Origin of the sequence: Synechococcus sp. CCY 0621, assembly GCF_019038465.1 — a bacterium.
GTDB lineage: Bacteria > Cyanobacteriota > Cyanobacteriia > PCC-6307 > Cyanobiaceae > Cyanobium.
Genome location: NZ_JAFKRH010000025.1, coordinates 57,917 through 71,183, shown reverse-complemented (window position 1 = coordinate 71,183; position 13,267 = coordinate 57,917). Strand labels below are relative to the sequence as shown.

The window sequence follows — 13,267 nt, the reverse complement described above, 5'->3', positions numbered from 1 at the left end:
CGGTCCAGGCGGGATCGCTGCAGGGGCTCGGCAGCGAGGTGCGGCGCTCCAGTGAGCGCCGCCGGGTGGAGATTCGCCGCCGCATCGGTTTCATCTTCCAGAGCCACAATCTGGTGGCCTCCCTCACCAGCCTGCAGAACGTGGCGCTGGTGCTGCAGCTGAGTGAACCGGATCCCCAGCGACGCCGGCACCGGGCCACGGCCCTGCTCGAGGCGGTGGGCCTGGGCCACCGCTTGGATTATTTTCCTTCCGAACTCTCCGGCGGCCAACGCCAGCGGGTGGCGATCGCCCGGGCCCTGGCCCCCGAACCCGATCTGGTGCTGGCCGATGAACCCACCGCCTCCCTCGACAGCACCTCCGGCCAGGAGGTGGTGGCCCTGCTGGGCGACCTCTGCCGCAAACGGGGCAGTTCGGTGCTGCTGGTGACCCACGACCTGCGCCTGCTCGATGACGCCGATCGCATCTGGGCCATCGAAGATGGCAGGGTCGAACCCTGGAAGGGGTCCCATTGAGTCCCCCACCGTCAGGCCCCATGCCCGTCATTCCCCCGGCCGACGCCGGCCCGATGTTCCCGGCGGACTGGCTGGACACCTGGCCATGGCAGGGGCAGACGATCAGCTACGTGCGCAGCTCCCCAACGGCACCGGGCCCGCCTGGGGCGTTGCCCGTGCTGCTGATCCATGGCTTCGGCGCCTGCAAGGAACACTGGCGCCACAACCTGCCGCCCCTCTCCGCCAGCCGCCCCGTCTTCGCCCTGGATCTGGTGGGCTTCGGGGCCAGCAGCAAACCGCCTTCCCGCCTCGAGGGCGAACCCGACGACGGCCTGGCACTGCGCTACGGCATCGACCTTTGGGCCGATCAGGTGGCCGCCTTCGTGCGGGAGGTGATCGGCACGCCGGTCCAACTCGTCGGCAATTCGATCGGGGGCGTCGTGGCCCTCGCCGCCGCCACCAGGCTCAGGGATGAAGCCCGCCAGGTGATCCTGATCGATTGCGCCCAGCGCAGCCTCGACGACCGCCGCCTGGGTGAGCAGCCGCCCCTGCGCCGGTTCGGCCGGCCCCTGCTGAAGCGCCTGGTGCGGCAGCGATGGCTCACGGGCCGCCTGTTCCGCTGGTTGGCCAATCCCGGCGTGATCCGCCGGGTTCTGGGTGCCGCCTACCCCTCCGGCCGGGGCGTCGACGACCAGCTGGTACAGCTGCTGCTGACCCCGGCGCGCAGCCCAGGCGCCGAGGAGAGCTTCCGGGGATTCATCAACCTCTTCCGCGACCGGCTTGCCCCGGACATGCTGGCGGAACTGACCCTTCCGGTCCGGCTGCTGTGGGGGGAAGCGGATCCGTGGGAGCCGGTCGCCGAGGCCCGGCGCTGGGCCGGGGCCTACGGCGCCGTGCGCGACCTGCGGATCCTGCCCGGCCTCGGCCACTGTCCCCACGACGAAAATCCCTCCCAGGTGAACCCGGTCCTGGAGGAATGGCTGGCGCTCGGGGATCAGGCCTGAGGCGGAGCCGGCGGCCTATCGGTACCGAGCCGGGTGCGCCAGCGCTGACGCTCTGGATCCCAGCGCAGCCAGCCCCGTTCCTGCAGCCGGGCCCTCAGCTGCTCAGGAGCCTGCCCCAGGGAGGGGGCGGCGGCGGCACAGCAGGCATCGAGGTCCGGCTCCGCCAGGCCGGCCCGCAGGCCCATGGTGAGCAGTTGCCGCAGCGCGGCGGGTTCGAGGGCCACCAGCCGGCCCATGCTGAGGGGGCCGTCCGGCAGGGCCAGGGGCACCGCGGCTGCACTGGCGCCGGCGGCATCGGGAGGATCAGAGGAGCGCATCGGCGAGGTCGGCCGCGAGTTGGGTCACCCCGGCGCTCCAGGGATGGGAGGGGACATCCACCAGGGCCAGGCTGCCACTGGCGATCGTGAGCAGGTCGTCGCTGAGGGGCAGGATCGCTCCGACGGGAATGCCATAGCTCTGGGCCACCCGGGCGCGCACCTGTTCGGCATCGAAATGGGCCGGCAGCTTGTTCACCACCAGGCGGGCCTCGGGCACCATCAGCCTCTGGGCCACTTCAATCGCCACGGCCGTGCCGAGGTAGTCCTGCTGATCGGGGCGCATCACCATCACCAGGCAATCGGAAATGGCGGTGGACAGCAGGGTCTCCTCGTTGATCCCCGGGTGCGTGTCCACGATCAGCAGATCCAGGTGCTGACTCTGGCCAAGGCTGAACAGGGCATCGTTGAGCCGCTCCACCTCATAGCCCTCGCGCAGCAGCCGGGCGATCCTGTCCCCATCCATGGCGGCCGGAACCAGATAAATGCGTCCCTTGCCACCTGCCAGCGAGGCAGGCGTCACGTCGTGGGAACACTTTTCGATCGGAATGGAGCCTTGAAGATGGTCATTGAGCGTATGGGAATCCGGTCCGGCCGTGAATCCGAACAGCACATGAATGCCCGGTGAAGCCAGATCGGTATCAAACACGCCCACCCTCAATCCCTTGGCGGCGAATGCCGCTGCCAGATTCGCAGAGAGGTTGGATTTTCCCGTTCCACCACGGAAGGAATGGACGGAAAGGATCCTGGTCATGTAGCGATCCAATTCACGGATATGGGAAAATCATAGGCATGGCGATGCAGGCCCTTTTGACAATTCGCCAATGCTTCGCAGGACGCCTCGCAGGACGCTTCGCAGGACGCCTCGCAGGACGGCCCAAGAGCTCATTGGAGGCGAAGCAGGGGCGACCGATGCGTCTGTCGGTGAGGCTGATGCTGCTGGGGATCAGCGGCCCGCTCGTGAGCCTGGCGATCTTCCTGGCGCTGGCCACCATCGGCTCGGTCCGCCTGGCCCAGAAGGCCCGGATCGAGATCAGCACCATGTTCGACCACGACAACCTTTCCTCCCTGGCGGTCACCACCTCGATCATCCAGAAGTCGGCCGAGGAGTTCAGCCGGGTCATCGGTCAGGACTCCCAGGACCTGCGCAGGGCCCTGGCGCCGTTGCGGCTGGATGCGGCCGGCCGCCTGTCCTGGAAGGGCCAGCCCCTCGCGCCGTCCCAGGCCCCCGCCCTGCTGAACAATCAATTGCGACTGCCCCTGGCCCTGCTCCGGGAGCGGGCCGCCATCTACTACCGCGACCGCAACGGCGCCTGGCGCCGGCTGACGGGCATCACCAGCCAGGGCCAGGCCCTGAAGCCCGGCTCACCGGCCCTGCCGGCCACGGTGGACGACTTCGAACATCTCTTCAAGGGCGCCCCGGCCGCGGAGATCAGTCGCAGCGCCATGCTGCAACTGGATGGGGAATGGCGTATGGCCCAGCTGACCATCCTTTCGGGTCGGAAGCCGGGCGAGGGCCACCTGGCCCTGCTGGTGGACGTCAGCACCCAGGCCGCCTCCAAGCTCCTCGCCGCCGGCTCCAGTCTCTTCCCGATCAACACCCACCAGGCGGCCTTCTTCGGCATCACCCCCAGCGGGGGGCTGTACTGCAACTACCAGACCGCGGACACCCAGGCCTGCATCGACCTGGCGATGGCCCTGCGCCAGAACGGCGGCATACCCGATCCCCAGACCCTGGGCCCGACCCGGACCTTCGAGCGCAAGGCCATGGTGCGCCCCCCGGGCACCACCACCCCGGTGCTGCAGCACCTGTACATCGCCACCTTTCCGGAATGGAACTGGCTGGCGGTCGTGTCCGTGGAGCAGGAGGCCCTGGCGGATGCCCTCCTGCCGATGCAGGAGGCCAAGGACAAGATGGTCCGCCGCCTGGTGATCCTCACCCTGATCCTGATCAGCGCCAGTGGCGCCGCCGCCTGGCTGATCGCCCGCGGCATCCGGCGGGAGCTGCGGGAGCTGGCGACCGCCGCCGACGCCATCGCCGACGGCAAGGGTCATCAGGCCCTCACCTACCCAGCGGACGACGCCATCGGCCGGCTGGTGCGGGCCTTCAACCGGATGTCGGGGGCCGTGGCCGACCGGGAGAACTCCCTGCGGGACCAGATCCGGCAGATGGAGATCAACATCAACGCCAGCGACCTGCAGGGTCAGGTCTGCTCGATCCTCAATGACCCCGGCTTCGAGCAGCTCAGCGCCCGGGCGCGGGCGATGCGCCAGCGGCGTCTGGAGCAGATCAGCGCATCTGCGCCATCCGTGTCGGCAGCCGCAGGGTCTGCAGGGGATTGCCCACCGCCTCAAGAAGGGCGGGATCAGGCTGAACGGGGAGGCCGCTCGAGCGGCTGAGCTGCACCAGGGTGTCGTTGTAGGTGGCCAGGCTCTGGATGTAGGAGCTCACCGCCTGGCTGATTTCCTGCTGGGCCTGGACCACATCGGTGATCGTGCCGTAGCCGGCGTTGAAACGCAGGGTCTGGAGGCGCAAGGCCCCGTTGGCCGCCTTGACCCGATCGGCACCGGCCATCACGATGCTGCGACCGGCGCGGGCCTGGGCCACCAGGGATTGCACGTCGCTGCGCACCTGCAGCACGGTGGCGCTGTAGGTCTCGGCGGCGGCGGCCGCCTGACGGCGGGCCGCGGCGGCGTTCATGCGGGCCTGGCCGCCGTCGAAGCCGGTGAAGGTGAGCTGCAGCAGGGCCGATCCGTTCCAGGCATCGGAGCGGGCATCGGGCACGAACGGTGGCCCCTGGGTGAGGTAACCCACCCCCTTCGTCCAGTAGAGGGACGTGATCAGCTGCAGGGTGGGCCGGTAGGTGGCCAGGTAGATCCGGGCCTGGGCCTCGTTGGTCTGGATGGCGAGGAGTTGCTGCTCCAGCACCTTGCGATAGGCGAGGCTCGCGGTGATCGTGTCGTCGAGGGCATGGCCCCAGACGCCGAGGGGCGTCAGGGGCGAGGCCGGTGAGAGGGCGTCGGGGCTGGGGGTGGCCAGCAGCTGGGCCAGGTTGGCCCGGGCCGTCTCCACCTGCTGCTCGGCGGCCAGCAGGGCCTGGCGATCGGCCAGCAGAACGGTCTGCTGCTTGAAGACCTCCAGCTTGGAGGCCACCCCCATCTGCACCCGGGTCTGGGCTAGGCGGTAGAGCAGCGCATCGTTCTCGACGATCTCCCGGCCGGTCTTCACGGCGGCGACGGCCCGCTGCAGGTCGATGAAGGCCGACTGGGTCTTGAGGCGCTGATCGCGGCGAGTGATCACATAGGTGTCCGCCGCCTGGCGCACCAGGTACTTGTTCTGCCAGATCGTGGCCGAGCGGGTGGGATCGATCAGATTCCAGGTGGCATCGACCTGGCCGATCGCCTGGAAGTAGCTCGCCTCGAAGACCCTCTCACTGCCGAGACCGGAGCCCGTGATGGGGAAGCCCGCGGAGGCACTGAAGGGGTAGTTGTAGAAGGTCTTGGAGGCGTAGGGACCGCCGTTGAGGCTGAGGTTGAGGGTGGGCCACCAGCTGGCATAGGCCGCCCCAAGGCTGTTCTGGGTGGCCACCAGGGACTGGTAGGCAGAGCGCACCACGGGATTCCGGTCCACCGCCCAGGCCGCCGCCTGCTCCATCGTCAGGGCCCCCAGGAGCTCGGGGGGCAGCGCAGGCAGACGGTCGTCGGTGGGCATCGGGCCGGGCCATCCCGCCCCCAGACCTTCCACGGCCTTGACCTCAGGTGGACTGACCGAGGCCGGCAAGGACTGGGCCCGGGCCGGGGGCGGCAACGCCATGGGGCCAACGGAGGCCACCAGAGCGAAATGGGTGAGGTGGACAGACAGCGACAGCAGCATCGAAGGCCCGTGGGCCTGGCAGATGGAACGCCGCTTCATCGCGTCTGGGCGATCACATAGGAAAAGGGAAGATCCAGCAATTTGCCGACCCTGGGCACGAAGGCGCGGTGGTTGAAGACGTCATAATCCAATCTCTCGATGACATCAAGGATCCCCCGATACAGTCGCAGGGATGCCCACACGGGCCAGCGGGCATCCGGTGCCAGCCAGCGCACCCCGGCTTCGGAACGGTTGAACCAATCCCTGGCCCGCTCCAGCTGGAAGCGCATCAGCGCCTGCCAGTTCTCGTTGAGACGGCCAGCCATGAGATCGGCTTCGGAGTAACCGAAACGGTCAAGATCTTCCTGGGGAAGATAAATGCGACCCCGGCCGCGATCCTCACCCACATCGCGCAGGATGTTGGTCAGCTGGTTGGCAATGCCCAGGGCCACGGCGGCCTCCGAGGTGTCGGGACGCTCGCTCCAGGGGGCGGAGGTGTAGGCGGCGTCGACCCCCATCACCTCCTGGGTCATCAGACCCACGGTGCCAGCCACCCGATAGCAATAGAGCTGGAGGTCGGAGAAGCTGGCATAGCGATCGCGGAGCACGTCCATCCGCTGGCCTTCGATCATGTCGAGGTAGGCCTGCAGGGGCTGGGGGAAGCGCTCCATCGTGTCCACCATCACCCTGTCGAGGGCATCGACGGCCCGGCCGGCGAACAGGGCACGGGTGCGCTCCTCCCAGGCATCGAGACGCTCCAGCAGCACCTCGGCGGACAGGGTCTGCGCCTGGGCGCTGTCCATCAGTTCGTCGGTGCGGCGGCACCAGACATAGATCGCCCAGATGGCCCGGCGCTTGGCCGGGGGCAGCAGCATCGTGCCGAGATAGAAGGTCTTGGCCCAGCGTGCCGTTTCCTGCCGGCAGGACTCGTAGGCGTCCTGCAGATCGGTGGAGAGGCAGGGGGGGAGCGGGGCCAGCACACTCACACCGTCGCCAGGCTCTGGGCGGGGGCGGGGCCCTGGCCCCTGCCGGAGAGGTGGGCGTCCACGGCGGCGGCGCAGAGCTTGCCGCTCAACACCGCCCCCTCCATCGAGGCCAGGTAGCGCTGCATGGTGAAGCAGCCCGCCAGGAAGAAGTTGGGGATGGGTGAATCCTGGGAGGGGCGCAGCTGCTGGCAGCCGGGCACGGTCTTGTAGACCGAAAGCGGCGTCTTGACGACCACCGACTTGCGCAGCTTGGCTGGCGTCGCGCCGGTGAAATGGACGGGGAACAGGCGCTTGAGCTCCTCCAGCGTGGCGGCCACGATGTCTTCATCCGGACGACCGATCCAGTCGGCGGCTGGTGCGAACACCAGCTCCAGCATGGAGCGATCAGGATCCTCGTACTCCCGGCAGGTGTTGCTCATGTCGGCGTAGACGCTGAGCAAGTCGGAACGGCTGAAGAGCAGGTGGTCGATGTCGGTGAGCTTGCGGTCGAACCAGAGGTGGATGTTGATCACCGGCACACCCCGCAGGCCATCGAGCTTGCTGAAGTAGGGCAGCTGCTTCCAGGGCTCGGGCAGCAGCAGCTTGAGCGGATCGACCGGCATGGCGCTGACGTAGGCATCGGCCTGGATCTCCCGCTCGGGGCGACCCTTGATGCCGCCGATGCGGAAGCCGGTGACAGCCCTGTCCTGGTCGATGCGGATCTCCCGCAGCGGCGACTCCAGGTGCACTTCTCCCCCACGGGCCTCGATATAATCCACCATCGGCTGGCAGAGCCGCTCCGGCGGGTTGCCATCCAGGAAGGCCATGCGGGAGCCGTCGGTTTCCTGCAGGAAGCGGTTGAGGGCGGTGAGCACCACCGTGCTGGAGATCTCCTCGGGGTTGATGAAGTTAAGCGCCTTGCTCATGGCGAGAAAAACTTCATCGTTGACGCGCTCAGGGATATTGTGAATGCGCAGCCATTCACTCCAGCTGTACTTGTCGCATTCCTCCACATAGGCCTGGCCGCGCAGCATGGCCGGCACCAGACCAAGACCAAAGGCGATCTTCTCCGGCCAGGTCAGCATGTCGTTGTTGCCCAGGATCGCCGCCATGCCGTTGATCGGGGCCGGCAGGTCGGGGAAATCAAAACGGCTGTAGGTGCCCGGCACCTCCTTCTGATTGAAGATCATTGAGTGGGACTTCCACTGCAGGCGATCCTCGATGTCCAGCTCGGCAAAGAGTTGGCGCATGTTGCGATAGGCGCCGAAGAAGATGTGCAGGCCGGTTTCATACCAGTCACCGTCGGCGTCCTGCCAGGCCGCCACTTTGCCGCCAAGCACATCTCTGGCCTCAAGCACGATCGGGGTATGGCCGGCGTCACAGAGGTATTTGGCGCAGGACAGGCCGGCCAGCCCGGCCCCGGCGATGACAACCCGCATGTCGAACCCGAGATCAGCAGCAACCTTATCGGGCCCTCCAGGGCAGGGGTGAGCAACGGCCCCGGGCCGGGGTGACGGCATCGGGCTCCGGCCTACCTAAAGTCAACGGAGCACTCAACGGGTGCCGACCCCCCTTTCCCGCATCCCCCGCCCCGAGGTCCAGCCCATGGTCGAGACGCTGCTCAAGTCCACCACCCGCCACATCCGTCTGTTCACGGCGCGGGTTGAGAACGACGATCTCATTCCCGACCCTGATCAGCTGACCCTCGACATCGACCCTGACAACGAGTTCCTCTGGGACGAAGCGGCCCTGGAGAAGGTCCGTGGCCAGTTCAGGCAGCTGGTGGCGGCCCAGGCCGGCCAGGAGCTCAGCGACTACAGCCTGCGCCGCATCGGCTCCGAACTGGAGGGACTGGTCCGGCAGATGCTCCAGGCCGGTGAACTGAGCTACAACCCTGAGGCCCGGGTGCTCAATTACTCCATGGGCCTGCCCCGCAGCCCGGAAATGCTGTGACCCGCTCCCGCAGCAGCAGTGGCCGGCCCGAGCCGGGCGGTTACGCCTCCCGCCCCGACCGCTACGACCCCCGCGCCGATCGCTATGACGAGCGCCCCGACCGCTTTTCCACGGGCTCCGGCCGCCGGGACGACCCACGCGGGACCCAGGGCCGACGGGGCAGCACCGGCGGCGGTGGCGGCCGTCCTCCCTCCGGCAACGGCGGCGGTCCACCGAGCGGCGGCGGCCCCAACATTCAGCTGAACGTGGCCACCGTGGCAGTGCTGGCGGGGGTGCTGGTGGTGGGCATCGGCATCGGCAGCGCCGTGACCAGCACCACCCAGGGCAACCAGGGCAACATCGCCAGCGCCCAGCAGCTCGACATGGCGGTTCCCGACCCCGAGTTCTGCAAGCAGTGGGGCGCCAGCGCCTTCGTGATGGACATCGAGCTGTACACCACGATGAACCCCAGCAGCAGCTTCGTGACCCAGCCCACGCTCCAGCCCGGCTGCGTCATCCGCCGGGAGAACTGGTCGGTGCTGCAGAAGGAAGGGGCGGTGACCGCCGAGCAGATGCGCCAGTGCAAGCAACGCATGAACACCTTCGCCTACATCGGCTCGGTGCGCGACAAACCTGTCGTGCGCTGCGTCTACCAGACGGATATTTCCGGCAACAAGTTCCAGACCCGGGGGGTCGCCGGCGCCGCCGATGACGCCGTCGGCATCACACCGGAGGCCGATCAGTTCTGAGCCCGTTGCGCTCGGCCACCCCCGCTGTGGCCTGCACCTGGCGCAGGGGGCTGTCCGGGCTGGCGAACACCGGCAGCACCTCGCGACGGAAGGCGTCGGCGGCCCTCGAGCAGTAACGGGCCGGGTGGGTGATCAGCTTCAGCTGGCGCCGCACCATCAGGTCGGCCACCTGGGGCCGGTGCAGGGTGCCGGCGGCCAGCTCCCGCTCGATCGACACCACCGGCAGGAACGCCGCCCCCAGCCCCGCCTGGACGGCGTTCTTGATGGCCTCGAAGGAGTTCAGCTCCATCTCGATCTTGAGCCGCTGCACGTCGAGCTTGGAGCGGCTCAGCAACTGGTCGACCATCTTGCGGGTGGTGGACTGGGCGTCGAGACAGACGAAGCCGAGGCGGTAGAGGTCGTCCTTGGTGAGCTCGGGCAGGCGGGAGAGCGGGTGCTTGGGGGGCAGCACCAGGGCCAGTTCGTCGTTGGCGTAGGGCACCACCTGCAGCAGGTCGTTGAGATCCGCCGGCAGTTCGCCGCCGATGATCGCCAGGTCAATCTGGCCATTGGCCACGCTCCAGCCGGTGCGGCGGGTGCTGTGCACCTGGAGCTGGACCGCCACGTCCGGATACTTCTGGCGGAACAGGCCGATCATGCGGGGCATCAGGTAGGTGCCCGTCGTCTGGCTCGCCCCCACCACCAGGGAGCCGCCGCGCAGGTTGTGGAGGTCGTCGAGGGCGCGGCAGGCCTCCTGGCACTGGCTCAGGATCCGGTCGCAGTAGCTGAGCAGCAGGTGGCCGGCTTCGGTGAGCTGGGCCTTGCGGCCGCCACGGTCGAACAGGGACACATCCAGCTGCTTTTCCAGGTTCTGGATCTGCAGGCTCACCGCCGGCTGGGTGACGTAAAGGCTGTCGGCCGCCTTCTTGAAGCTGCCCTCACTGGCGATGGCCCGCAGGATGCGGAGCTGGTCGAGGGTGAAAGGCAGATCTGCCATGGGTCGGGGAGGCCGCGGGGGGACCGTTCGCCGGAGCCGGCAGGCCGTGCGGAACTCTAGGGGGCTCGCCCGGTGGCAAGAATCGGCCTGTCACATCCGCTCCAGGACGCCGCATCCCCATGGCCTCGCTTCCCCTGCTGACGGCGGGACCCCAGCACAGCAGCGTGGTCATGCTGGCCCTGCTGGTCCTCTTCGCCCTGATCCACAGCGGTGGGGCCTCCCTGAGGGTCTGGGGGGAGGAGCGGATCGGGGCCCGGCTCTGGCGCCTGCTGTTCGCCGGCCTCAGCATCCCCTCGGCGGTGGTGGTGGTGGGCTACTTCCTGGCCCATCGCTACGACGGGGTCAGGCTCTGGAACCTGCAGGACCAGCCCTGGGTGGTGCCGGTGGTCTGGACCGGCACGGCCATCAGCTTTCTGTTTCTGTATCCGGCCACCTACAACCTGCTGGAGATCCCCGCCGTGCTGAAGCCCCAGGTGCGCCTCTACGCCACCGGAATCATCCGGGTGAGCCGCCATCCCCAGGCGGTGGGCCAGGTGCTGTGGTGCGCCACCCACCTGCTCTGGATCGGCACCAGCTTCACCCTGGTGGCCTGCGTGGGACTGATCGGCCACCACCTGTTCGCCGTCTGGAACGGGGACCGGCGCCTGCGCAACCGCTTCGGCGCCGCCTTCGAGGAGCTGCGGGCCTCCACGTCGGTGCTGCCCTTCGCCGCCGTGCTGGACGGCCGCCAGACGCTGGTGGCGGCGGAATTCCTGCGGCCCTCCCAGCTGGGGATCGCCATCGCCATCGGCGTGTTCTGGTGGGCCCACCGCTGGATCGGCCTGGGCGCCACCACGTTCTCGCGCACCGCCCTGGCCCACTGGCTGGGCTGAAGCTGCTGCCGGCCAGCCAGGGTCGATGGGCACGCCCCCACAGAGGCGGGGGCATTCCGGTGGGCCTGCCTACACTCGCCCCAACAGAGCCTCCAGGATGCCCTCCGCTTCCGAACTTGCCTGGCTGATACCAGTGCTCCCGCTGCTGGGGGCCTGCCTCACTGGCCTGGGGCTGATCACCTTCAATCGCACCGTCAACCGCCTGCGCAAGCCGGTGGCCCTGCTCCTGATCACCAGCGTGGGCATGGCCGCCGTGCTCAGCTTCGCCATCCTGGCCGAGCAACTGGCAGGGGCGGGCGCCACCGAAGTGCTGTTCGACTGGGCCGGCGCCGGCAGCTTCCATCTGCAAATGGGCTTCCGCGTCGACGCCCTCGGGGCGGTGATGCTGTCGCTGGTCACCACCATCGCCCTGCTGGTGATGGTCTATTCCGATGGCTACATGGCCCACGACAAGGGCTATGTCCGTTTCTTCACCTATCTGGCCCTGTTCAGCAGCTCGATGCTAGGGCTTGTGATCAGCCCCAACCTGCTCGAGATCTACGTGTTCTGGGAGCTGGTGGGCATGTGCTCCTACCTGCTGGTGGGCTTCTGGTACGACCGGGACGCCGCCGCCAACGCCGCCCAGAAGGCCTTCGTGGTCAACCGGGTGGGCGACTTCGGCCTGCTGCTGGGGATCCTGGGCCTGTTCTGGGCCACCGGCAGCTTCGGCTTCGAGGAGATCGGTGAACGGCTTTCGGCAGCCGTCGCTGGCGGTGGCCTGCCCACCGGGGTGGCCGTGCTGCTCTGTCTGCTGGTGTTCATGGGCCCGATGGCCAAGTCGGCCCAGTTCCCCCTGCACGTGTGGCTGCCCGATGCCATGGAGGGCCCCACCCCGATTTCGGCCCTGATCCATGCGGCCACCATGGTTGCGGCCGGCGTCTTCCTGGTGGCCCGCCTGCAGCCGGTCTACGAGCCCTTCCCCCAGGTGCAGCTGGTGATCGCCGTGATCGGCACCATCACGTTGTTTCTGGGGGCCACCATCGCCCTCACCCAGATGGATCTGAAGAAGGGACTGGCCTACAGCACCGTTTCCCAGCTGGGTTACATGATGCTGGCCATGGGATGCGGGGCCCCCGTGGCGGGCATGTTCCACCTCGTCACCCATGCCTTCTTCAAGGCGATGCTGTTCCTCGGCTCCGGCTCGGTGATCCATGCCATGGAAGAGGTGGTGGGCCACGAGCCCGTGCTGGCCCAGGACATGCGCCTGATGGGCGGCCTCCGCAAGCACATGCCGATCACCTCCGCCACCTTCCTGATCGGCTGCATCGCGATCAGCGGCATACCTCCCCTGGCGGGCTTCTGGAGCAAGGACGAGATCCTCGGCCAGGCCTTCAACAGCTTCCCGCTGCTCTGGGCCATGGGCTTCCTGACCGCCGGGATGACCGCCTTCTACATGTTCCGCCTCTATTTCCTCACGTTTGAGGGCTCCTTCCGCGGCCAGGACGCCGGCATCCGCGCCCAGCTGCTGAGCGCCGCCGGCCAGCCCTCCGGCGGATCCGCCGACGACGACCACCACGCCCACGCCAGCCATCCCCACGAGTCGGGCTGGCAGATGGCGGCCCCCCTGGTGGTGCTGGCGGTGCCGTCGGTGCTGATCGGCCTGCTCGGCACCCCCTGGAACAGCCGCTTCGGCAACCTCGTCAATCCCGTCGAAGCCGCCGAGGTGGCCAAGGAGTTCAGCTGGGGGGAGTTCCTGCCCCTGGCGGGCGCTTCGGTGGCCATCTCCAGCCTCGGCATCGGCCTGGCGGTGCTCGCCTACGCCCTGCACCGCATCGATCTCGGCACCGCCGTGGCGGGGCGCTTCCCGGCGATCAACCGGTTCCTGGCCAACAAGTGGTATCTCGATGCCATCAACGAGAAGCTGTTCGTGCAGGGCAGCCGCCGGCTGGCCCGCCAGGTGCTCGACGTCGACTCCAAGGTGGTGGATGGGGTGGTCAACCTGACCGGCCTGCTCACCCTGGGCAGCGGCGAGGGCCTGAAGTACTTCGAGACCGGCCGCGTCCAGTTCTATGCCCTGATCGTGTTCGGCGGGGTCATCGGCCTGGTGCTCCTGTTCAGCGCCTTCGGCTGAG

General features: G+C 68.1%; 13 protein-coding genes. 7 read left to right on the top strand and 6 right to left on the bottom strand.

Annotated features, from left to right (window positions below; all coding sequences use genetic code 11):
- Together KUG43_RS08065 and KUG43_RS08060 are read left to right on the top strand one after the other, a co-directional pair.
- Positions 1–512 (top strand): ABC transporter ATP-binding protein (locus tag KUG43_RS08065; RefSeq protein ID WP_216907907.1); only part of this gene is annotated, 512 nt, incomplete at its 5' end.
- A gap of 20 nt (positions 513–532) precedes the next feature.
- Positions 533–1,495, top strand: coding sequence for an alpha/beta fold hydrolase (locus KUG43_RS08060; RefSeq protein WP_216907905.1), 963 nt, complete (start codon positions 533–535; stop codon positions 1,493–1,495).
- Here the strand turns inward: KUG43_RS08060 and KUG43_RS08055 are convergent.
- Together KUG43_RS08055 and KUG43_RS08050 are read right to left on the bottom strand one after the other, a co-directional pair.
- Positions 1,486–1,812, bottom strand: a complete 327-nt coding sequence (locus KUG43_RS08055) for a hypothetical protein (protein WP_216907904.1) — start codon at positions 1,810–1,812, stop codon at positions 1,486–1,488. The genes KUG43_RS08060 and KUG43_RS08055 overlap by 10 nt on opposite strands.
- On the bottom strand, positions 1,799–2,563 hold the full coding sequence (locus KUG43_RS08050; RefSeq protein WP_216907902.1) for a MinD/ParA family ATP-binding protein: 765 nt from the start codon (positions 2,561–2,563) through the stop codon (positions 1,799–1,801). Before KUG43_RS08050 ends, KUG43_RS08055 begins: the two co-directional genes overlap by 14 nt.
- Before the next feature lie 158 nt (positions 2,564–2,721).
- Between KUG43_RS08050 and KUG43_RS08045 the strand changes: the two genes are divergently transcribed.
- Complete coding sequence (locus KUG43_RS08045; protein ID WP_216907900.1) at positions 2,722–4,209, top strand: HAMP domain-containing protein; 1,488 nt, start codon at positions 2,722–2,724, stop codon at positions 4,207–4,209.
- Here the strand turns inward: KUG43_RS08045 and KUG43_RS08040 are convergent.
- From KUG43_RS08040 to pds, 3 genes are read right to left on the bottom strand one after another with little or no spacing between them, the layout of a single operon-like run.
- Positions 4,100–5,722, bottom strand: a complete 1,623-nt coding sequence (locus KUG43_RS08040) for a TolC family protein (RefSeq protein WP_216907898.1) — start codon at positions 5,720–5,722, stop codon at positions 4,100–4,102. The genes KUG43_RS08045 and KUG43_RS08040 overlap by 110 nt on opposite strands.
- A complete protein-coding gene (locus KUG43_RS08035) occupies positions 5,719–6,648 on the bottom strand; it encodes a phytoene synthase (RefSeq protein ID WP_216907896.1) in 930 nt (309 codons plus the stop codon). The genes KUG43_RS08040 and KUG43_RS08035 overlap by 4 nt, the downstream gene beginning before the upstream one ends.
- Positions 6,645–8,066, bottom strand: coding sequence for a 15-cis-phytoene desaturase (gene pds / locus KUG43_RS08030; RefSeq protein WP_216907894.1), 1,422 nt, complete (start codon positions 8,064–8,066; stop codon positions 6,645–6,647). The genes KUG43_RS08035 and pds overlap by 4 nt, the downstream gene beginning before the upstream one ends.
- Positions 8,067–8,232: 166 nt before the next feature.
- On the opposite strand from pds, the gene KUG43_RS08025 reads away from it, so the two are divergent.
- Both KUG43_RS08025 and KUG43_RS08020 read left to right on the top strand, forming a co-directional pair.
- Positions 8,233–8,580 (top strand): NAD(P)H-quinone oxidoreductase subunit M, encoded by a 348-nt coding sequence (locus KUG43_RS08025; protein WP_216907917.1) that lies wholly within the window; start codon positions 8,233–8,235, stop codon positions 8,578–8,580.
- The gene (locus KUG43_RS08020; RefSeq protein WP_216907893.1) at positions 8,577–9,308 is read left to right on the top strand and encodes a DUF3172 domain-containing protein; all 732 of its coding nucleotides are present in this window, start codon (positions 8,577–8,579) and stop codon (positions 9,306–9,308) included. The genes KUG43_RS08025 and KUG43_RS08020 overlap by 4 nt, the downstream gene beginning before the upstream one ends.
- On the opposite strand, the gene KUG43_RS08015 is transcribed toward KUG43_RS08020, so the two are convergent.
- Positions 9,283–10,284, bottom strand: a complete 1,002-nt coding sequence (locus tag KUG43_RS08015) for a LysR family transcriptional regulator (protein ID WP_216907891.1) — start codon at positions 10,282–10,284, stop codon at positions 9,283–9,285. The genes KUG43_RS08020 and KUG43_RS08015 overlap by 26 nt on opposite strands.
- Before the next feature lie 119 nt (positions 10,285–10,403).
- Between KUG43_RS08015 and KUG43_RS08010 the strand changes: the two genes are divergently transcribed.
- Together KUG43_RS08010 and KUG43_RS08005 are read left to right on the top strand one after the other, a co-directional pair.
- Positions 10,404–11,156, top strand: a complete 753-nt coding sequence (locus tag KUG43_RS08010; RefSeq protein WP_216907889.1) for an NnrU family protein — start codon at positions 10,404–10,406, stop codon at positions 11,154–11,156.
- Between the two features lie 97 nt (positions 11,157–11,253).
- Entirely contained in the window at positions 11,254–13,266 is a 2,013-nt protein-coding gene (locus KUG43_RS08005; RefSeq protein WP_216907887.1) for an NAD(P)H-quinone oxidoreductase subunit 5, read from the top strand.
- Position 13,267 lies beyond the last annotated feature (1 nt).